Origin of the sequence: Streptomyces sp. NPDC056486, from assembly GCF_042795295.1 — a bacterium.
Lineage (GTDB): Bacteria > Actinomycetota > Actinomycetes > Streptomycetales > Streptomycetaceae > Streptomyces.
Genome location: NZ_JBHTSF010000176.1, coordinates 1 through 17,677, shown reverse-complemented (window position 1 = coordinate 17,677; position 17,677 = coordinate 1). Strand labels below are relative to the sequence as shown.

Sequence of the window (17,677 nt, the reverse complement as noted above, 5' to 3'; positions counted from 1 at the left end):
CACGAAAGCGGGCCACCCGAAACCGGTGGCCCGCTCTCATCTGCTGTGGAGCTAAGGAGAATTGAACTCCTGACCTCCTGCATGCCATGCAGGCGCTCTACCAACTGAGCTATAGCCCCTTGCTTGTCCGCCCGGTTCCCCCGGCGGCTTCGCCAACATTACACGGTCCTCAGGGTGCTCCACCAAATCGTTTCCGGTCTGTACGGATACGGCCGGTACTGTCAGCCTTCGTGACCGTGATCGCGCTTGTCGGCGCCCGCCGCCGCATGCCCCTCGCAGCCGGGGTGTGCCTGCTCTCCTTCACGGCCTTCTGGCTCGCGCAGCGCGCCGCGGACGTCTCGATGATCGACTTGATGGTCTACCGGGCCGAGGGCGAGACCGCGCGCGCGGGCGGCGACCTCTACGCACTGCGCACCACCGAGGCCCACCTGCCCACCACGTACCCACCGTTCGCGGCCCTGCTGTTCACCCCGCTGACGCTCCTGGACACGGCGGACATGCGCACACTGGCGACCCTGGGGAACCTGCTCCTCCTTGTGGCCTTCGCACATCTCTCGCTGCGCCTCATCGGACCCGCTCCGCGTACGGAGACCGCCCTGTGGGTGTCCGCGCTCGCCGTCTGGGCGGAGCCGGTGTGGACGACCCTGCGCTACGGCCAGATCAATCTGCTGCTCGCCGTCCTGGTCCTGTGGGACCTGTCGCGGCGCCCCGGCCACCGCTGGGCGGGCCTGGGCATCGGCATCGCGGCGGCGATCAAACTCACGCCCGCGCTCTTCGCGGTGTTCCTGCTGCTGACCGGCGCCGCCGAGGCCGCACGGCGCGGGCACTGGCGCGCTCCCGTGCGCCACGCGTGCGTGGCGGGCGTCTCGTTCGCCGGTGCGACGCTGTTCGCGGCCACCGTCCTGCCGGACGACTCCTGGCGCTTCTGGACCCGGATGATCTTCGAGGCGGGCCGGGTCGGGCTCGCCGAGGACACCGCGAACCAGTCACTGCGCGGGGTCCTTGCGCGGCTTCTGCACACCGATGAGCCCGGCATCCGGTGGGCGGTGGCCGCTGCGGTGGCCGGCGCGCTCGGTCTCACGGTGGCGGTGCGCGCGGCGCTGCGCGGAGAGCGCGCCCGGGCGGCGGTGACCTGCGCGGTGACGGCGCTCCTGGTCAGCCCGGTGTCGTGGTCGCACCACTGGGTGTGGTGCGTACCGATGGCGCTGCTCCTGTGGACGGAGGCGGTGCGCCGGGGCGGCCGGGCCCGGTGGGCGACCACCGGAGCCGCGGTCCTCGTCTTCTGTTCATACGCCCTGTGGTGGGTTCCTCACGGCGTGGGGCGGCTTGAACTTGACCAGAACTATGGCGAGATGACGCTGTCCGCCCTCTACGTAGGGACCGCTTTCGCGTTCCTGCTGCAAGGAGCCACAAGGAATCGGAGGCCGGATCCGATCGGGGATCAGGCCGTGGCGAAGGAATAGAAGCGCTTGAGCGTGCAGTGCTCGTCGAGGAGCCGTCCATAGATCGGCTCCCCTTCGAGCTCGCGGTACGTCTCGATGGGGTCGCCCTTTATGATCAGCGCCCGCGCGCACTCCTCGCACCAGTACTGATAGTCCGGGTTGACCGGTTCCATGTCGCGGACGATCGGCGTACCACTGCCGCACCAGTCGCACTTCCGCCTGTGTGCACCCATCGATCAGCTCCAGCTGCGGCCGCAGGCCGTGCACACGTACGAGACACCGCCGTTGTCGCCGAGCACTTGGGCGACATGGGACGAACCGCAGGACGGACAGGTGAGATGGGGGGTGATCGCCGCGAAGGGAGCGGCAGCGCGGCGTGGCGCGGCCACTGCGATGGGGCCGGCGGCCTCATCGAGGATGCTCGCAGGCATCGCTCTCCCTCCCGTCGGGTCACATTCGGTGGTCTGGCGCGGTCCCCTTCCGGCTGTCCGATTCTGCCACGCTCTGAGCGACCCGGTCAGCGACGGAGCCGTACCAGTCCGGACACGGCACCCAGCGCCGCCGCTCCGGCCAGGGCATATGCGCACACCTGGAGGGCGTCCGCGGATGAATACGCCCCTGGAGCCCCTTGTGACTCAAGCCGGTTGAGGAAAAGTGCGCCAAATCCCGCGACACCGATCAGCTGGCCGATCTGAGTGACCGTCGCGAGGAGTCCGCTGGCATCCGCGGCGTCCTCGGGCCGCACCGTGGAGAGCGCCCGGGTGAGCGTCGGGCTGAACCCCAGGGAGAGTCCCGCACCGATGCCCACGAAGGCCGCATACAGCCACAGTCCGCCCTGCCCGCCGTCCCGAAGGAGCAGACCCACCGCGACCGTCGACAGCGCGGTGAGCGCGAACCCACAGGGGATCAGTGCCCGTTGGGCCGCCGCCGGCCAGTGCCGCCAGGTCAGGCCGACCGCGCCGAAGACCACGGCGGTGGGCGCGAACGTCAGACCGGCGCGCAGCGCGCTGTAGCCGAGGCCGCCCTGGACGTGCAGCGTGAGCACGAACAGGAAGCCCGCGTTGACCGCCATCACCGTGGCGATACGGAAGACCGCGAGGCCCATGCCGGGGATGCGCAGGACCCGCGGCGCGATCAGCGGCGCGCCGCCGCCGCTGGCGAGCCGGGACTCGTATCCGCAGAAGAGGGTGAAGAGAACCACCGCCGAGCCCATGGAGAGCCAGGACCACAGCGGCCAGCCCTCCTGCTGGCCGAGCACCAGCGGCACGGTGAGCAGCGAGACCGTGGCGCCGAGCAGCACGAGCCCCGGCAGATCGAGCCCACGCGCCCGCCGCCCCTGAGCCCGCCGCACCTCCCCCGGCTCCCGGGAGGCGTCACGCGGCAGCACACGCCGAGCCATCATCAGCAGGACCACGCCGACCGGCACGTTCACCAGGAACACCGGACGCCATCCCGTGCCGAACAGGTCGGCGCTGACCAGGATTCCGCCGAGCACCTGCCCTGCGGCTGCCCCGACGGCGAGCACGGCCGCGTAGGCGCCGAGCGCCTTCGTCCGCGCCTCGCCGGTGAAGTTGCGCTGGATCAGGCTGAGGACCTGCGGGATGAGCAGCGCCGAGCCCACGCCCTGCAGCAGCCTGAAGGCGATCAACTCGCCCGTGCCCTGGCTGAGTCCGCAGGCGAGCGAGGCGGCGGTGAAGACCGCGAGGCCCGCGAGATAGACGCGGCGGTGGCCGAGGCGGTCGCCGAGCCGCGCGCCGGTGATCAGGAGCACGGCGTACGTGATGGTGTATCCGGCGATCACCAGCTGCAACCCGGCGCCGGAAGCGCCCAGTTCGACGCGGATGGTGGGCGCTGCGACATTGACGATGAAGGCGTCGAGCAGTGCCATGAACTGCGCGGCGATGACGACCGCGAGAATCCGCCCGGGGCGATTGTCAGTGCCGGGGGCTTTACTGAATGAGGGACTTGAATCAGCGGGATCAGCGGGATCCGCTGCGGTGGACGGGGTGGTCGTTGTCATGACACCGAGCGTGACGGCGAGTTGGTACGGGTAACGAGAGCCCGCTGATGCTGGTACTGACAGCACCTGGCAAAGCCCGGGACGTGGACCGACGATGGGGGACGTGACGACGATGGGGACGACTCAGCGACGAAGGCCCGAGCTCGCCACCTTCCTGCGGAGCCGCAGAGCCAGGGTGACACCTGCCGACGTGGGCATGCCGCCGGGCCTGCGCCGCCGCACACCCGGGCTGCGCCGCGAGGAGGTCGCCCAGCTCTCCGGAGTCGGCGTCACCTGGTACACGTGGCTCGAGCAGGGCCGCCCGATCAACGCATCGGCACAGGTCCTGGACGCCGTGGCGCGCACACTCCGCCTCGATCAGCCGGAGCGCGAGCATCTGTACCACCTGGCCGAGGTTCCGTACGCCCCGGACCGCGAGGCCGTCTCCCCCGAGGCCGTCGGCCCCGAGATCCAGGGCATCATCGATGCCCTCGACCCGCATCCGGCCGTGGTCTACAACGCGCGGTACGACATCCTCGCCACCAACCCCGCCTACCGCGACCTCTTCTTCATCCCGCAGGTGAGGGTCCTGCGCGTGCCGAACGTGCTGTGGACGCTGTTCATCGTGCCCGATCCCGTCTGCCCGCTGGTCTTCCGCGACGAGGAGCTGCCGGTGATGGTGGCGACACTGCGCAGTTCGTACGGACGGCATGTGGGCGAGCCCGCCTGGGAGGACTTCATACGCCGCCTCTCCGCCTCGAGCGCGCACTTCGCCGAGCTGTGGGAGAGCGGGAACGTGGCGCCGCCCGGACCGCGCGTGAAGACGTTTCGGCACGCGGCGGTCGGAGAGCTGCGGATGACGTCGGTCTCCCTGTCCATCAACGGCATGCCGGAGTGCCGGATCGTCGCGTACACACCCGACGACGAAGTGAGCCGGCTGCGGGCGGCCGAGCTTCGCGGGCTCAGGCCACCGGAAACGGAAGGATCCCGCCCTCTGATGAGGACGGGATCCGGATTGTGGAGCTAAGGAGAATTGAACTCCTGACCTCCTGCATGCCATGCAGGCGCTCTACCAACTGAGCTATAGCCCCGCGTGTTCTTCCCCCCGCTCGGCGGGCGAACAAGAAGAACTTTAGCCTGCACCGAGCCTGAATGTGAAATCCGGGTGACGGGCCCTCTCAGGCCCTCCCACCAGCGGCTCTCGCACCCGCCCGGTGCAGGGCTAATCGTCGTCGCCGAGCACCGGCTCCGGCAGCGTGCCGGCGTTGTGCTCGAGGAGACGCCAGCCGCGCGCGCCCTGGCCGAGCACGGACCAGCAGCAGTTGGAGAGCCCGCCGAGGCCCTCCCAGTGGTGGGACTCCAGGCCGAGGAGGCGGCCGATGGTGGTGCGGATCGTGCCGCCGTGGCTGACCACCACGAGCGTGCCGTTCTCCGGCAGCTTCTCGGCATGGCGAAGGACGATCGGGGCGGCCCGGTCGGCGACCTCGGTCTCGAGCTCGCCACCGCCGCGGCGCACCGATTCGCCGCGCTTCCACGCGTCGTACTGGTCGCCGAAGCGCGTGATGATCTCGTCGTGCGTCAGGCCCTGCCACTCACCGGCGTACGTCTCCTGGAGGCCCGCGTCGTGCGTGACCTCGAGGCCGGTGAGAGCGGCGAGCTCACCCGCGGTGGCCGCCGCCCGACTGAGGTCGGACGCCACGATGGCGTCCGGCTTCAGCGAGGCGAGCAGCCGGGCGGCACGCTTGGCCTGCGAGACACCGGTCTCGGTCAGCTCGATGTCCGTGGAGCCCTGGAAGCGGCGCTCCAGGTTCCAGGCCGTCTGGCCATGCCGCCACAGGATGATCCGGCAGCCGCGGCTGATCACCGAAGCTCACCGTCCAGGTCGGCTGCCTCCTCCTCGGCGCGCTGCTCGGCGTGCTCGGCGGCCTTGCCGCGGGTCGCGACGGCGTCCGCGGGGAGATCGATTTCGGGGCAGTCCTTCCACAGGCGCTCGAGAGCGTAGAAGACACGCTCCTCGCTGTGCTGGACGTGCACCACGATGTCCACGTAGTCCAGGAGGACCCAGCGGGCTTCGCGGTCGCCCTCGCGGCGCACCGGCTTGACGCCGAGCTCCTTGCTGAGCCGCTCCTCGATCTCGTCGACGATCGACTTGACCTGGCGGTCGTTGGGCGCGGAGGCGAGCAGGAAGGCGTCCGTGATCGACAGCACGTCGCTGACGTCGTACGCGATGATGTCGTGCGCGAGCTTGTCGGCTGCCGACTGCGCGGCGGCCTTGATGAGCTCGATGGAGCGGTCCGTGGCGGTCACTGGTGAGCTTTCCTTCAGGTGGTCAAGACACCCCAAGGGTCTCACGGACCGCCGACACCATCCCCGACGATCGCTGGATCACCCTGTCTGCTGCGTCACCCGGCCGGAAAAGCCCCGGCCCCGAAGGCTCGCGGCCCGGAAAACCCCCGGCCAGGAACGCTCCCGGCCGGGGTCCGCTCCGTCATCCCGCCTTGTAGTCCTGACCGAGGACGACCGACACATCCGCGTTCGTCGCGGTCTTGCCCTTGCGGACCGCGCTCTCCGGCAGGCCGAGCGTCTTGGCGACCTCGGTGGCCTGCGTCTTCTTGTCCGCTTCGGCGTACGTGACCTGCGATGCCGTCTGGGCCGTCGAACCCGCGCCGCTGTCGACGAAGGTGTAGCCGCCGTTGACCAGCGAGATCCGCGCCTCCTGCCCGGCGCCCTTGGTGCCGGAGGCGTTCTTGACGCCGACCCGTACGGCCGCGCCCTTCTCCGGGTTCTTGACGGCGCCGCCGAGGACCTCCTTGACCACGTTCGCGCCCGCCTTCTCCGAGAGCGTCCCGTCCTGCTGCACCGGGAGCGTCTGCGTGGAGTAGTCGCCGCCCTTCGCGCGGTCGGCGAGCTTGGCGAGGAAGGCGCCGAGGTCCTTCTCCTTGAGCGACGGGTCCAGGATCTGGGCAAGGGACTGGACCGTGGTCGTCGCGGCCTGCGGGTCGGACGACAGCTTCCGCAGGACGGCCTGCATGACCTGCCCGAACCGGCCGAGCTGTGCGGTCTCGGTCTCTCCCGACGCGCGGTAGGTGGCGTACGCGACGGCCATCGGGCCGCTCAGGGTCTGCTGCTCGCCCTTCTTCACGAGGGGCCCCTGGCCTTTCTTGGCCTTGGGGTCCGGCACGTCGGCGTCCGTGTCGACGTCGACGTTGCCGACCAGCTCGACGAGGTTGTTCAGGTAGGGGGTGTCGAGCCGCCACGTGCCCTCGACCTGGGTACCGAGCAGGCCGTCGATCGACTCGCGGGTACCGGTCGAACCGTCGTCGTCGACCGACTTGCCGAGCGTCGTCCCGGCGCCGTCGTCGTCCGTCACGGAGAGGGAGTTGGGCAGCAGGACGGTGGTGCCGCGCTTGGTCGTGGTGTTGTTCACCAGGAGCGCCGTGGAGGTGCCGCCGCCCTTGGTGTTGTGCAGGTGGACGACGATCACGTCGCGGTTCTGCGGTCCGGCCGCCGCGGCGGCGTCGCCGGACGTGTCGTCCGAGAGGCCGGGCAGCTTGCCCGCGTACCAGAGGTAGCCGACGCCGCCCGCGATCACGAGCGCGAGCACCACGACGAGGGCGACGACCCGGGAACGCCCGCGCCGCTTGGCCTCCTCGCGCCGCTCGGTGCGGCTCTCGGTGAACTTCAGCCAGTCGATGACGTCTTCGGACTCTTCGTCCGGCTCCTCGATGAAGGAGAACTGCTGGGTCTCGTACGCGGGATCGCGGCGCTCGGGCTCACGCCGGGCCTCGGGCTCCGGCTCCGGCTCGGGCTCCGCCTCCGGCTGCCGCGACTGCTGCGGGATCCAGCCGGTCTGCGTCTGCTGGGCGGCCTGCTGGTGGGCCTGCTGGGGCTGCTGGTGCTGGGCCTGCTGCTGGTCGTACGTGCCGTAAGAACCGGAGTCGTACGAAGAGTCGTACGACGGGACAGGGGGCTGCTGCCCGGTCGCGTACGGGTCGTAGCCGTAACCCTGCGGCTGCTGTTGCTGCTGCTGATGTTGCTGCTGGGCCTGAGCCCCGTACTGGTCGTACGAAGCCGAGGGCTGTACCTGCTGGTACACCGGCTGCCCATACTCGTCGTACCCGACGATCTGGTACTGATCAGCCGCGTACTCGCCCGCATACGGGTCGCCGCCCGCATACGGGTCGTACTGTCGGTCGTTCACCGGTGCCCCTCTCGGCTCAATCGCCGCGGTACAGCTCGCGCTTGTCGATATAACGCACCACACCGTCCGGCACCAGGTACCAGACGGGGTCTCCCTTGGCGACCCGTGCACGGCAGTCCGTGGACGAGATGGCGAGGGCCGGGACCTCCACAAGGGAGACCCCGCCTTCCGGGAGCCCGGGGTCGGTCAGCGTATGGCCGGGCCGGGTGACCCCGATGAAGTGCGCCAGGGAGAACAGTTCTTCGGTGTAGCGCCAGGTGAGGATCTGACCGAGGGCGTCGGCGCCGGTGATGAAGAAGAGGTCCGTGTCGGGATTGAGCGTGCGCAGATCGCGCAGCGTGTCCGTCGTGTAGGTCGGTCCGCCGCGGTCGATGTCGATACGGCTCACCGAGAACTGTGGGTTCTCGGCCGTCGCGATGACCGTCATCAGATAGCGGTCCTCGGCCGGGGACACCACCTTGTCGCTCTTCTGCCACGGCTGCCCGGTCGGCACGAACACCACCTCGTCGAGGTGGAACTGCGCGGCGACCTCCTGGGCCGCCACCAGGTGTCCGTGGTGGATCGGGTCAAACGTTCCGCCCATGACGCCCAGGCGGCGTTTGCCCTTGCTGGCCGGGCCGGTACCGGGACCGGTAGGCATGTCCTGCTCTCCCATGCGTGCAGACCCTACCGGCCCGATCGACGGGCTCTGTTTCAGCCGTCCGTTCCGTGAGACCGCTCAGCGGTCCCGGTTGAAGCGCGTGGTGATCCACAGGAGCAGCAGCAGCACGACGAACGCGCCACCACCGACGAAGAGAGGGTTGAGGCTTTCGTGGTTGCCCCCGTGCTCACCTTCGGCGGCGAGAGTGACCAACTGGGAGGCAGTGCTGTGGAGGCTCATCGTCGGCAGGACCTATCCGGTGGTGGGCGGGACAAAGACTTCCGGGCCATCGTATGCGGGGGCACCGGCCAAGCTCACGCCGACTCAGCTGTTGTGGTCTGCGTGGTCATCCTCTTCGCCCCCGCCGGGACGGCCTTCGCCCCCTCGCCCGGCGTCCGCACCCTGGCGGTAGCCGCGCAACAGGAACCACGCGCCGAGCACGCAGCCGACGACCATGACGATCAGCACGATGCGCAGCAGATTGCCCGCACCCTGCTCCTTGGCGGCCAGGGCGGCCGCCTCCGTGGCCCAGTGGTGGGCGGCGGCGCTGTGCTCCATGACGGCCATGACGGGCGACTCCATTCGCTGTGCTGCCCTGTCACGGTATCTCCGCCTAGGCTGGGACCCACCTCGGGGGCATGACTGGACGAGCATGGGGGATGGGGCATGACCGACGACAACGACCACGGCCGGCAGGACGGTGGCCAGGAGAACAGCGGCCACGAGAACGTGCCGAGCAGGCAGCGCAGGCGCTTTCCCGGCATCTCGTCACGGGCGTACGAACACCCGGCGGACCGTTCGGCCCTGGTGGCCCTGCGCAAGCTCACCGGCTTCGACACCGTCTTCAAGGCGCTCAGCGGGCTGCTCCCCGAGCGGAGTCTGCGGCTCCTGTTCCTCTCGGACTCCGTACGGGTCTCCGACGCGCAGTTCGCGCACCTCAACACCATGCTGCGGGACGCCTGTTACATCCTGGACCTGGAGAAGGTCCCGCCGATGTACGTGAACATGGACCCGAACCCGAACGCGATGTGCATCGGCCTCGACGAGCCGATCATCGTGGTGACCACGGGGCTCGTCGAGCTGCTCGACGAGGAGGAGATGCGCGCGGTCGTCGGCCACGAGGTGGGCCACGCGCTCTCCGGCCACTCGGTGTACCGGACGATACTGCTCTTCCTCACCAGCCTCGCGCTCAAGGTGGCCTGGATCCCGCTCGGCAACCTGGCGATCATGACGATCGTGACCGCCCTGCGCGAGTGGTTCCGCAAGTCCGAGCTGTCGGCGGACCGCGCCGGGCTCCTGGTGGGCCAGGACCTCAAGGCGTCGATGCGCGGCCTGATGAAGATCGCGGGCGGCAACCACCTGCACGAGATGAACGTGGACGCGTTCCTTGACCAGGCCAAGGAGTACGAGGCCGGGGGCGACCTGCGTGACTCGGTCCTGAAGATCCTGAACGTGCTGCCGCGTACGCACCCCTTCACCACCGTGCGCGCCGCCGAGCTGAAGAAGTGGGCCGAGACCCGCGACTACCAGCGGATCATGGACGGCCACTACCCCCGCCGCGACGAGGACAAGGACACCTCGGTGTCGGACTCCTTCCGCCAGTCGGCCTCCAGCTACGCGGACGACGTACGCGGCAGCAAGGACCCGCTGATGAAGCTGGTCAACGACCTCGCGGGCGGCGCGGGCGACCTGGGCGGCAAGCTGCGCGGGAAGTTCACCGGACAGAACGGCGCCCCGCCCTCAGAGGACAAGTAGCCCGACGAGTAACCCGACAAGCAGCCCTCAGAGCGAAGGCAACGCTCAGAGCGAAGGCTGGGCGCTCCCGGCCAGCGAGCCGCACAGCGCCGTGGCGGCGCCCGTCGCGTACGGGTCGGTGCCCGCGGGGCCGCCCGCCTTCGCCTTCTGTCCGGCGAGCAGCGGCCGCAGCTGGTTCGCCGCGTCGGCGGAACAGGCGAGCGGGCCCGCCTGCATGTACGACACGAGCAGCTCGGCCTGGTGCATCCGCAGGTCGTCGCGGTCGAAGCGGAACTGCAGCTCACGGCGGACGGTGAACAGCGAGGCCTTGGCGTGCTCGCCCTTGGCGTCCTTGCCGACGGGACGCAGCGCGTAGACGAAGGTGTGGTCCGAGGTCACCTCGAGGGTGTTCTTGTCCGTCTCGGTGACGCGCAGCGTGCCGTGGACCCGGATGCCGGGCGCGGCGAGGGCCGTCTTCGTCGGGTCGAAGCGCACCAGCCAGCCGGTGGGCGCGTGCCGCCCGTCCGCCGTCGGGTGCGCGAAGCTCTCGTCGAACTGGTCGAGCTGCTGCGGGTCGAGCAGGATCCGCGCGGAGCGCACGGTGCCGCCGGTGAGGACGTCCGGGTCGAGCGATGACTCGACCAGGTAGTCCTTGGCGGTGGTCAGCGCGGACATGACCTGGCCGTCCGAGAAGTGCGGTGTGCGGTGCGCCGACGGGAGGTTGATGCCCGACGCGCCCACCCGGAACTGCGCGGCCGGGCTGTGCGCGTACAGCTCGGCCGGCTTCTCGGCGCCGGGCACGGGCCCGGGCGGTGCGAGCGGTATGACCGTCATCCGCAGCGGCTCGGGGCGCTGTGCGACCGGGGTCTGGTACGGGTGGCGTACGCCCATGTAGATCGCCGTGCCGAAGGCGACGGCTATCAGCAGGACGAGGATCACGGCCTGTTTGGAGAAGTGCCGGTGGCGCACGGCACGGCGGCGCACCGCGTGTGTGTGATCGTCCATGCGCTCCTGCGCGGAGTACTCCTGGAGCCGCGCGGCGCGGACGAACGACTCGTCGAACACGACGGATCGATACTCGTCCTCACCACCGGCGGGAGCGCCCTCGGGTGTCCCCTCGGGTGGTTCTCCTTGCCCGCCCATACCTTCAGGGTAGGTCTCCGCGCGGTCAGGTAAACGCCCTGGTACACGACAAGTTCTGACAACTTCTCACGGGGTGCGCGGCGCCGCGGACACCGGCGGCGGGTCGTACTCCGCGGAGGCGGACGGCTCTGTGGACACGGGCGGCGGTATCGGGTCCTGCCGACTCGTCGACGCGCCGCGGTAGACGGCGGTGAAGGCGAGTGCGACCATGCCGACGCCCATCAGGATGGCGAGCATCCAGGCGACGGGGCGGTGCCAGCGGTTGTGGCTTCCGTAGCCGCCCTGGCGGCCGTACCCGTCCTCGGTGAACTCCCGTTCGTAGACGTCGTCGAGGTCGGGGTCGTGACCGAACTCGCCGCCGTCGTCGGGGCCGAAGCCTTCGTCGTAGAGGTCGTCCTCCGGCGAGTCGCGGCCCGGGCCCCGGGTGCGGGCCCGGCGATTCTCGGCCTCGCTGGCCTCGGCGCGCGCCTGGGCGGCGGCCAACAGCCGCTCCACCGCGGTGGGTTCATGCACTTTGGCGGACTGGACGAAGTCCTCGTCGAAGACCACGGAGGCGAACTCTTCGTCCGCACCCCCGCGGTCGTGGTCGTCGTCGGGCTCCCAGCCGTCAGGGAACGACGGCGTGCCCCCCACGTCCTCCGGCACACTTCCAGGGTAGCCCGGAAGGGGCAATCTGGGCAGACGGTGCGGGAATTGGCACGTGCGGGAATTCAGCGGGTGTGGCCGTCTCCGGTGACGATGTACTTCGTCGACGTCAGCTCGGGGAGTCCCATCGGGCCCCGGGCGTGCAGCTTCTGCGTGGAGATGCCGATCTCGGCGCCGAAGCCGAACTGGCTGCCGTCCGTGAAGCGCGTGGAGGCGTTCACGGCGACCGTCGTGGAGTCCACGAGCTGGGTGAAGCGGCGCGCGGCCTGCTGCGAGGTGGTGACGATCGCCTCGGTGTGCCCGGATGTCCACAGGCGGATGTGCTCGACGGCCTGCTCCAGGGAGTCGACGATGCCCGCCGCGATGTCGTACGAGAGGTACTCGGTCTCCCAGTCCTCCGTGGTCGCGGGCACGACGGTGGCCTTCGAAGCGTCGGCATACGCGATGAGGCGCTCATCCGCGTGCACCGTGACCCCCGCCTCTGCCAGGGCGTCCAGGGCGCGCGGCAGGAAGGCGTCGGCGATGTCCGCGTGCACCAGGAGCGTCTCGGCGGCGTTGCAGACGCTGGGGCGCTGGGCCTTGGAGTTGATGAGGATGTCGACGGCCATGTCGATATCGGCGTGGGCGTCCACGTACACATGGCAGTTGCCGGTGCCGGTCTCGATGACCGGGACGGTGGACTCCTCGACGACGGTCTTGATCAGCGAGGCGCCGCCGCGCGGGATGAGGACGTCGACGAGACCGCGGGCACGCATCAGCTCGCGCACGGAGTCACGGTTCTCGCCCGGGACGAGCTGGACGGCGTCGGCGGGCAGCCCGGCTCCGTGGACGGCGTCGCGCAGCACGCGGACGAGCGCCGTGTTCGATTCGTACGCCGATGACGAGCCCCGCAGGAGCACCGCGTTGCCGGACTTCAGGCAGAGCGCGGCGGCGTCCACGGTGACGTTCGGACGGGCCTCGTAGATGATCCCGACGACGCCGAGCGGGACGCGGACCTGGCGCAGGTCGATGCCGTTGGGCAGGGTCGAGCCGCGGACGACCTCGCCGACGGGGTCGGGCAGGGCGGCCACGTCGCGCACGTCGGCGGCGATGGCGCGGACCCGCTCCGGGGTGAGCGTCAGACGGTCGACGACGGACTCGCTCGTCCCGGCCTCGCGGGCGCGTGCGGTGTCCTTGCCGTTGGCCTCGATGATCTCGGCGGTGCGCACCTCGAGGGCGTCGGCGATCGCCAGGAGCGCGTCGTCCTTGGCGGCTCGCGGCAACGGCGCGAGCGTCGCGGCGGCGCCACGGGCGCGGTAGGCGGCCTGGGCGACGGGCGAGAGGTTGTCGTACGGCAAGCCGGAGAACGGAGGCGTGAGGGACGTCATGACCGCAGCGTAATGGGGAGCGGGCAGGGTCCACCCGCCGTTTCAACAGCCGAGACCACAGCCGGGACCACAGCGTCAGGGGCCGGGACCACCGCGCTCACGTCGGCTCAAAAGGGGTGCACGCCCACCGGGGTCGCTGGAAGCGGACCGTACCCTTCCGCGATCCGGTGGTGGTACGTGTCGCGATCGATGACTTCAAGCCCCACGATCTCCCACGGCGGGAGCTGCGCGCTCTGCCGGTGCTCGCCCCAGAGCCGGAGCGCGACCGCTGCCGCGTCGTGCAGGTCGCGGGCCTCTTCCCAGTACCGGATCTCCGCGTGATCGGGTGCATACCTGCTGGTCAGCAGAAAGGGGTGGTCGTGGGCGAGCTGTTCGAGACCCCGCCTGACCTCTTTCAGCGGGGCTTCGCCGCCGGAGACGCTCAGGGTGACGTGCCACAGACGGGGCACGTCCACCGTCCCGCCCTCCTGGCTCTCGTCCGTCTCGCCCGCCGCTCGCACGTCACCGGTGTAGGTCGCCCCCGCGGCGACGCTGGTCAGGGAACGCTCAGCCGACGTGCGGGACGACGCTCCCGAACGCACTCGTCTCACGACGGCCTCCTCTACGCAATGGTGGTGCGGATACGCAATGGTCGTGCGGAAGTGTCTGGAACAAAGTTGAGCAGGCCAAGCGCCCCCGCGGGGCGGTTTTGGGGAGTTTCACCTCGCAGGGGCCGGTCGGCGCCCGGCGTTCGCGCTTGTTTTCGGCCGGGGACGGATGAGGCGGCTGTGACAGGTGCCGCGCCGGACCACAGGTGCCGCGCCGGACTAGTCGTGCAGGAGAGCCAGGTCGTCGCGGTGTACGACTTCCCGCTCGTACGCCGGTCCGAGCTCCCGGGCGAGATCCCGCGTGGAGCGGCCGAGGAGCTGGGGAAGCTCCTTGGCGTCGAAGTTCACCAGACCCCGTGCCACGGCGCGCCCCGCGGTGTCCCGCAGCTCGACCGGGTCCCCCGCGGCGAAGTCGCCCTCGACCGCCGCGATGCCCGCCGGAAGGAGCGATTTGCGCCCCTCGACGACCGCGCGCACCGCCCCGTCGTCGAGCGTGAGGGCGCCCTGCGGCTCGGAGGCGTGCTGGAGCCACAGGAGCCGGTCGGCGGAGCGTCGGCCCGTGCGGTGGAAGTACGTCCCGGTGTCGCGGCCCGCGAGGGCGTCGGCGGCGTGGCTCGATGAGGTCAGGACGACCGGGATCCCGGCCGCCGCCGCGATCCGTGCGGCCTCGACCTTGGTGACCATGCCGCCGGTGCCGACGCCCGCCTTGCCCGCGCTGCCGATCTGGACGTGCGCTATGTCGGCGGGTCCTGTCACCTCGGAGATCCGGGAGCTGCCCGGCTTGGCCGGGTCGCCGTCGTAGAGGCCGTCCACGTCGGAGAGCAGGACGAGGAGGTCGGCGTGGACGAGGTGGGCGACGAGGGCGGCGAGCCGGTCGTTGTCGCCGAAGCGGATCTCGTCCGTCGCCACGGTGTCATTCTCGTTCACGACGGGCAGCGCGCCCATCGCCAGGAGCTGGTCCAGGGTGCGGGACGCGTTGCGGTGGTGGGCGCGGCGGGCCATGTCGTCGGAGGTGAGGAGTACCTGCCCGACGCGTACGCCGTAGCGGGCGAAGGAAGCCGTGTAGCGGGCCACGAGAAGCCCCTGGCCGACGCTGGCGGCCGCCTGCTGCCTCGCGAGGTCCTTGGGGCGCCTGCGCAGGCCGAGCGGCGAAAGTCCGGCGGCGATGGCACCGGACGAGACGAGCACGACCTCGCGCTCCCCGCCGCTGCGGCTCTTGGCGAGCACATCGACAAGCGCGTCAACGCGATCGGCGTCCAGACCTCCCGACGCGGTGGTCAGGGACGAGGACCCGACCTTGACGACGATCCTGTGGGCCTCTGCGATGCCCTGCCTTGCCCCAGCCACGCTTTTCCCCAATGATCCTGAAGATCCCATTCCCTGCCGGACCAGCCAATCTACGCGAGTGCCCAGGTGGGGTGCCCCCGCATTTCGAGGGGCGGACCTACGACCCCCCTGATGCGAAAACCGGCCCGATGGTTCAGTACCTTTGCCCCTTTTTCCGGTGATTGTCGTCACGGAAGATTGCTACCGGGCCACCGCACGTCATACGGTCAGTGGTCGACTTCCCCGCTTTCCCTCGACTCCCCCCATCCGATCCCCCGCCAGGAGCCCAAGCCCGTGCCCTCTGCCGGACTCGCACCCCGCCGCATCGTGCAGCTCACCGCGCTGTTCGCGATGTTCGCGCTCTTCACGGCCCAGCTCGTCAGCGCGCTGATCCCGTACGTACCGGTGTTCATCGCCGCGTCGGCGGCGAATCTCGCGCTCGACGTCTATCTGCAGTACAAGCAGCCGGGGCTCCTCTCCCTCCTTGGCAAGATCCGTTTCGATGTCACCGTCAGGCAGCTCCTGCGCGACATGCTGATCCTGGTCGGCCTGCTGCGCATCGACGGCATCGAGCCGCTCGCCGAGCAGTCGCCGCTGACCATCTCGCTGCTTGCCTTCTACTTCCTGCACTTCGGCTGCCAGGCCACCGCCATACTGGTGCGCCGCACCCGCCAGCTGCCGATCGTCACGCGCAACATCGACGCGTCAGAGCTGCACCTGACCGCGGCCCCGCCGCGGATCCTCTCGCGCCGCCAGGCCCACCGCCTCCTCACGTTCTCGATCCCCGGCACGGCCGGTCTGCTGGCCACCGCGGGCACCACGGACGCGTACTGGGGCGGCATCGGCCTCGGGATCTCCATCGCCCTGATGGGTATCGGCGCGATCTACCTCGCCACGTGGCTGCTCCCCAAGAAGCGCGCGAAGAACGACCAGAAGGTCATGGAGTGGCTGGACAACTGGCTGGCCGACTACCAGCCGTCCGTCGCCATGTACTTCTCGGGCGGCGCCACGTCCGCGTACCAGGCGAACATGTGGCTCTCCACACTCTCCAAGCTCGACGGCAAGCCGCTGATCGTGCTGCGTGAGCGGTTCATGGTGCAGAAGATCGACGCGACGGACGTCCCGATCATCTGCTTCCCGAAGGTCGCGACGATGTTCTCCCTGGAGACGTCGACGCTGAAGATGATGCTGCACCCGGCTAATGCCGCGAAGACCTCGCAGGTCCTTCGGATCCCCACGATCAAGCACGCCTTCATCAACCACGGCGAGAGCGACAAGCTGTCCTCCTGCAACCCGTACGCGAAGGCGTACGACGAGGTGTGGGTGGCGGGCCCCGCCGCACGCGACCGCTACCAGGCCGCCGACGTCGGCGTCGAGGACAAGGACGTGGTCGAGGTCGGCCGCCCCCAGCTGTCCCCGATCCTGCGCTCCACGGGCGCCCCCACGGGTCCGTTCACGACCGTCCTGTACGCCCCCACCTGGGAGGGCTGGGACGGCAACCCCGGCAACACGTCGGTGACCCTCGCGGGCGAGAACATCGTCCGGCACCTCCTCGCCGACCCCGGCGTGCGGCTCATCTACAAGCCGCACCCGATGACCGGCTCTCAGGACCCGAACGCCGGCGCCGCCAACGAGCGCATCAAGACGATGATCCGCGAGGCCACCGTCAAGCGTTCCGGCGAGCGTCCCGGTCAGGACGCCTTGGCCGAACTGGCGCTCCGCACGGGTGAGTTGGACCGGCTGACCTCGACCGCGTTCCGCAAGAGCGTGGACGAGATGGAGCGCATGATGCTCCAGGGCACGCCGGACGGCGACCAGCAGGTGGCTGTCGCCGAGGCGACGGCCGCGTGGGAGGCGGCGTACTGGGCGTCGTTCCCCGAGTGGGAGCACCAGATCATCACCACCGCGCGCCCCGCGATCTTCTCCTGCTTCAACCAGGCGGACCTGCTGATCAGCGACGTCTCCTCGGTCGTCTCCGACTGGCTGACGAGTGAGAAGCCCTACGCGGTCGCCAACACGTCCGGCATGTCCGAGACGGACTTCCGCTCGGGCTTCCCGACGGTGAGCGCGGCGGCGATCCTCTCCCCGACCGCCGAGGGCATCCCGGCCCTTCTGGAGGCCGTCCACTCCCCGGAGAAGGACACCCACGCCGAGGCCCGTGCGGCCCTCAAGGAGCACCTCCTGGGCCCCTCGGACCCGCCCTCCCTTGTCCGCTTCAACGAGGCGGCCCTCGCGCTCTCGGCCAAGGCCGACGAGCGCCGGGTGCGCATGGCGACCCGCATCGACGCGGAGATCCCCGGCCAGCGGGCCGCGGAGGACGCGGCGGAGGAAATGGAGTCCGACCCGACCGAGCAGAACGGCGCGGAAGACTCCGTCACGGCATAGCCCCGTAAGGGGCGCGGGGCTGTCACATTTGCGGCTCCGCCGCGTGGGCGCGACAGGCCCCGTAAGGGGCGCGGGGAACTGCGCGACAAGCCCCCACGCACCCGCACGGTGAACGAACAAGAGAAGGGCCCCGGAGCAAAAGCTCCGGGGCCCGTCTCACTGTCCAGCGGTCCGGGGCGCCCCCGCCCGAACCAGCCGAGAACCTGTC

General features: G+C 70.0%; 18 protein-coding genes and 2 tRNA genes. 4 read left to right on the top strand and 16 right to left on the bottom strand.

Features of this window, described 5'->3' with window-relative positions; genetic code table 11:
• Positions 1-46: 46 nt before the first annotated feature.
• A tRNA-Ala gene (locus ACFQ7F_RS39325) sits at positions 47-119 on the bottom strand.
• A 111-nt stretch (positions 120-230) separates the two neighbouring features.
• Here ACFQ7F_RS39325 and ACFQ7F_RS39320 point away from each other — a divergent pair.
• Complete coding sequence (locus tag ACFQ7F_RS39320; RefSeq protein WP_383282007.1) at positions 231-1,463, top strand: glycosyltransferase 87 family protein; 1,233 nt, start codon at positions 231-233, stop codon at positions 1,461-1,463.
• Here the strand turns inward: ACFQ7F_RS39320 and ACFQ7F_RS39315 are convergent.
• From ACFQ7F_RS39315 to ACFQ7F_RS39305, 3 genes are all read right to left on the bottom strand, one after another.
• Positions 1,442-1,675: a hypothetical protein gene (locus tag ACFQ7F_RS39315; protein ID WP_016643127.1), complete on the bottom strand. Its 234-nt coding sequence runs from the start codon at positions 1,673-1,675 to the stop codon at positions 1,442-1,444. The genes ACFQ7F_RS39320 and ACFQ7F_RS39315 overlap by 22 nt on opposite strands.
• A gap of 3 nt (positions 1,676-1,678) precedes the next feature.
• A complete protein-coding gene (locus tag ACFQ7F_RS39310) occupies positions 1,679-1,873 on the bottom strand; it encodes a hypothetical protein (RefSeq protein WP_383282004.1) in 195 nt (64 codons plus the stop codon).
• An 86-nt stretch (positions 1,874-1,959) separates the two neighbouring features.
• On the bottom strand, positions 1,960-3,462 hold the full coding sequence (locus tag ACFQ7F_RS39305; RefSeq protein WP_383282001.1) for an MFS transporter: 1,503 nt from the start codon (positions 3,460-3,462) through the stop codon (positions 1,960-1,962).
• 94 nt (positions 3,463-3,556) lie between these two features.
• Between ACFQ7F_RS39305 and ACFQ7F_RS39300 the strand changes: the two genes are divergently transcribed.
• Positions 3,557-4,468, top strand: a complete 912-nt coding sequence (locus ACFQ7F_RS39300) for a helix-turn-helix transcriptional regulator (protein WP_383281998.1) — start codon at positions 3,557-3,559, stop codon at positions 4,466-4,468.
• Here the strand turns inward: ACFQ7F_RS39300 and ACFQ7F_RS39295 are convergent.
• The 7 genes from ACFQ7F_RS39295 to ACFQ7F_RS39265 form a co-directional block, all read right to left on the bottom strand.
• Positions 4,460-4,532, bottom strand: a tRNA-Ala gene (locus tag ACFQ7F_RS39295). The genes ACFQ7F_RS39300 and ACFQ7F_RS39295 overlap by 9 nt on opposite strands.
• Positions 4,533-4,663: 131 nt before the next feature.
• Positions 4,664-5,305 carry a histidine phosphatase family protein gene (locus tag ACFQ7F_RS39290; RefSeq protein ID WP_383281995.1) on the bottom strand — a complete coding sequence of 214 codons (642 nt, stop codon included), beginning with the start codon at positions 5,303-5,305 and terminating at the stop codon, positions 4,664-4,666.
• On the bottom strand, positions 5,302-5,748 hold the full coding sequence (rsfS, locus tag ACFQ7F_RS39285; protein WP_383281993.1) for a ribosome silencing factor: 447 nt from the start codon (positions 5,746-5,748) through the stop codon (positions 5,302-5,304). The genes ACFQ7F_RS39290 and rsfS overlap by 4 nt, the downstream gene beginning before the upstream one ends.
• 181 nt (positions 5,749-5,929) lie before the next feature.
• The gene (locus ACFQ7F_RS39280; RefSeq protein ID WP_383281990.1) at positions 5,930-7,642 is read right to left on the bottom strand and encodes an LCP family protein; all 1,713 of its coding nucleotides are present in this window, start codon (positions 7,640-7,642) and stop codon (positions 5,930-5,932) included.
• A 16-nt stretch (positions 7,643-7,658) separates the two neighbouring features.
• Positions 7,659-8,297 (bottom strand): nicotinate-nucleotide adenylyltransferase, encoded by a 639-nt coding sequence (gene nadD / locus ACFQ7F_RS39275; protein WP_383281987.1) that lies wholly within the window; start codon positions 8,295-8,297, stop codon positions 7,659-7,661.
• Positions 8,298-8,360: 63 nt separating this feature from the next.
• Positions 8,361-8,522, bottom strand: coding sequence for a hypothetical protein (locus tag ACFQ7F_RS39270; RefSeq protein WP_383281984.1), 162 nt, complete (start codon positions 8,520-8,522; stop codon positions 8,361-8,363).
• Positions 8,523-8,606: 84 nt separating this feature from the next.
• Entirely contained in the window at positions 8,607-8,849 is a 243-nt protein-coding gene (locus ACFQ7F_RS39265) for a hypothetical protein (RefSeq protein ID WP_383282010.1), read from the bottom strand.
• 99 nt (positions 8,850-8,948) lie between these two features.
• On the opposite strand from ACFQ7F_RS39265, the gene ACFQ7F_RS39260 reads away from it, so the two are divergent.
• Positions 8,949-10,037 carry a M48 family metallopeptidase gene (locus tag ACFQ7F_RS39260; RefSeq protein WP_383281981.1) on the top strand — a complete coding sequence of 363 codons (1,089 nt, stop codon included), beginning with the start codon at positions 8,949-8,951 and terminating at the stop codon, positions 10,035-10,037.
• Between the two features lie 45 nt (positions 10,038-10,082).
• Here ACFQ7F_RS39260 and ACFQ7F_RS39255 read toward each other — a convergent pair whose 3' ends face one another.
• From ACFQ7F_RS39255 to proB, 5 genes are all read right to left on the bottom strand, one after another.
• Positions 10,083-11,159, bottom strand: coding sequence for a hypothetical protein (locus tag ACFQ7F_RS39255; RefSeq protein ID WP_383281978.1), 1,077 nt, complete (start codon positions 11,157-11,159; stop codon positions 10,083-10,085).
• A 66-nt stretch (positions 11,160-11,225) separates the two neighbouring features.
• Positions 11,226-11,804, bottom strand: coding sequence for a hypothetical protein (locus ACFQ7F_RS39250; RefSeq protein WP_383281975.1), 579 nt, complete (start codon positions 11,802-11,804; stop codon positions 11,226-11,228).
• Positions 11,805-11,869: 65 nt separating this feature from the next.
• Positions 11,870-13,171: a glutamate-5-semialdehyde dehydrogenase gene (locus ACFQ7F_RS39245; protein ID WP_383281972.1), complete on the bottom strand. Its 1,302-nt coding sequence runs from the start codon at positions 13,169-13,171 to the stop codon at positions 11,870-11,872.
• Positions 13,172-13,278: 107 nt separating this feature from the next.
• Positions 13,279-13,761: a hypothetical protein gene (locus ACFQ7F_RS39240; protein ID WP_383281969.1), complete on the bottom strand. Its 483-nt coding sequence runs from the start codon at positions 13,759-13,761 to the stop codon at positions 13,279-13,281.
• Between the two features lie 216 nt (positions 13,762-13,977).
• Positions 13,978-15,105, bottom strand: a complete 1,128-nt coding sequence (gene proB, locus ACFQ7F_RS39235) for a glutamate 5-kinase (RefSeq protein WP_383281966.1) — start codon at positions 15,103-15,105, stop codon at positions 13,978-13,980.
• 273 nt (positions 15,106-15,378) lie between these two features.
• Between proB and ACFQ7F_RS39230 the strand changes: the two genes are divergently transcribed.
• Positions 15,379-17,469, top strand: a complete 2,091-nt coding sequence (locus ACFQ7F_RS39230; protein WP_383281963.1) for a hypothetical protein — start codon at positions 15,379-15,381, stop codon at positions 17,467-17,469.
• Positions 17,470-17,677 lie beyond the last annotated feature (208 nt).

Bases quoted from the DNA above. Each gene is read 5' to 3' on its own strand.
- ACFQ7F_RS39260 (WP_383281981.1), top strand. From the start codon at position 8,949: ATGACCGACGACAACGACCACGGCCGGCAGGACGGTGGCCAGGAGAAC.
- ACFQ7F_RS39305 (WP_383282001.1), bottom strand. From the start codon at position 3,462: ATGACAACGACCACCCCGTCCACCGCAGCGGATCCCGCTGATCCCGCT.
- ACFQ7F_RS39300 (WP_383281998.1), top strand. From the start codon at position 3,557: ATGGGGGACGTGACGACGATGGGGACGACTCAGCGACGAAGGCCCGAG.
- ACFQ7F_RS39270 (WP_383281984.1), bottom strand. From the start codon at position 8,522: ATGAGCCTCCACAGCACTGCCTCCCAGTTGGTCACTCTCGCCGCCGAA.
- nadD (WP_383281987.1), bottom strand. From the start codon at position 8,297: ATGGGAGAGCAGGACATGCCTACCGGTCCCGGTACCGGCCCGGCCAGC.
- ACFQ7F_RS39245 (WP_383281972.1), bottom strand. From the start codon at position 13,171: ATGACGTCCCTCACGCCTCCGTTCTCCGGCTTGCCGTACGACAACCTC.
- ACFQ7F_RS39310 (WP_383282004.1), bottom strand. From the start codon at position 1,873: ATGCCTGCGAGCATCCTCGATGAGGCCGCCGGCCCCATCGCAGTGGCC.
- ACFQ7F_RS39315 (WP_016643127.1), bottom strand. From the start codon at position 1,675: ATGGGTGCACACAGGCGGAAGTGCGACTGGTGCGGCAGTGGTACGCCG.
- ACFQ7F_RS39265 (WP_383282010.1), bottom strand. From the start codon at position 8,849: ATGGCCGTCATGGAGCACAGCGCCGCCGCCCACCACTGGGCCACGGAG.
- ACFQ7F_RS39255 (WP_383281978.1), bottom strand. From the start codon at position 11,159: ATGGGCGGGCAAGGAGAACCACCCGAGGGGACACCCGAGGGCGCTCCC.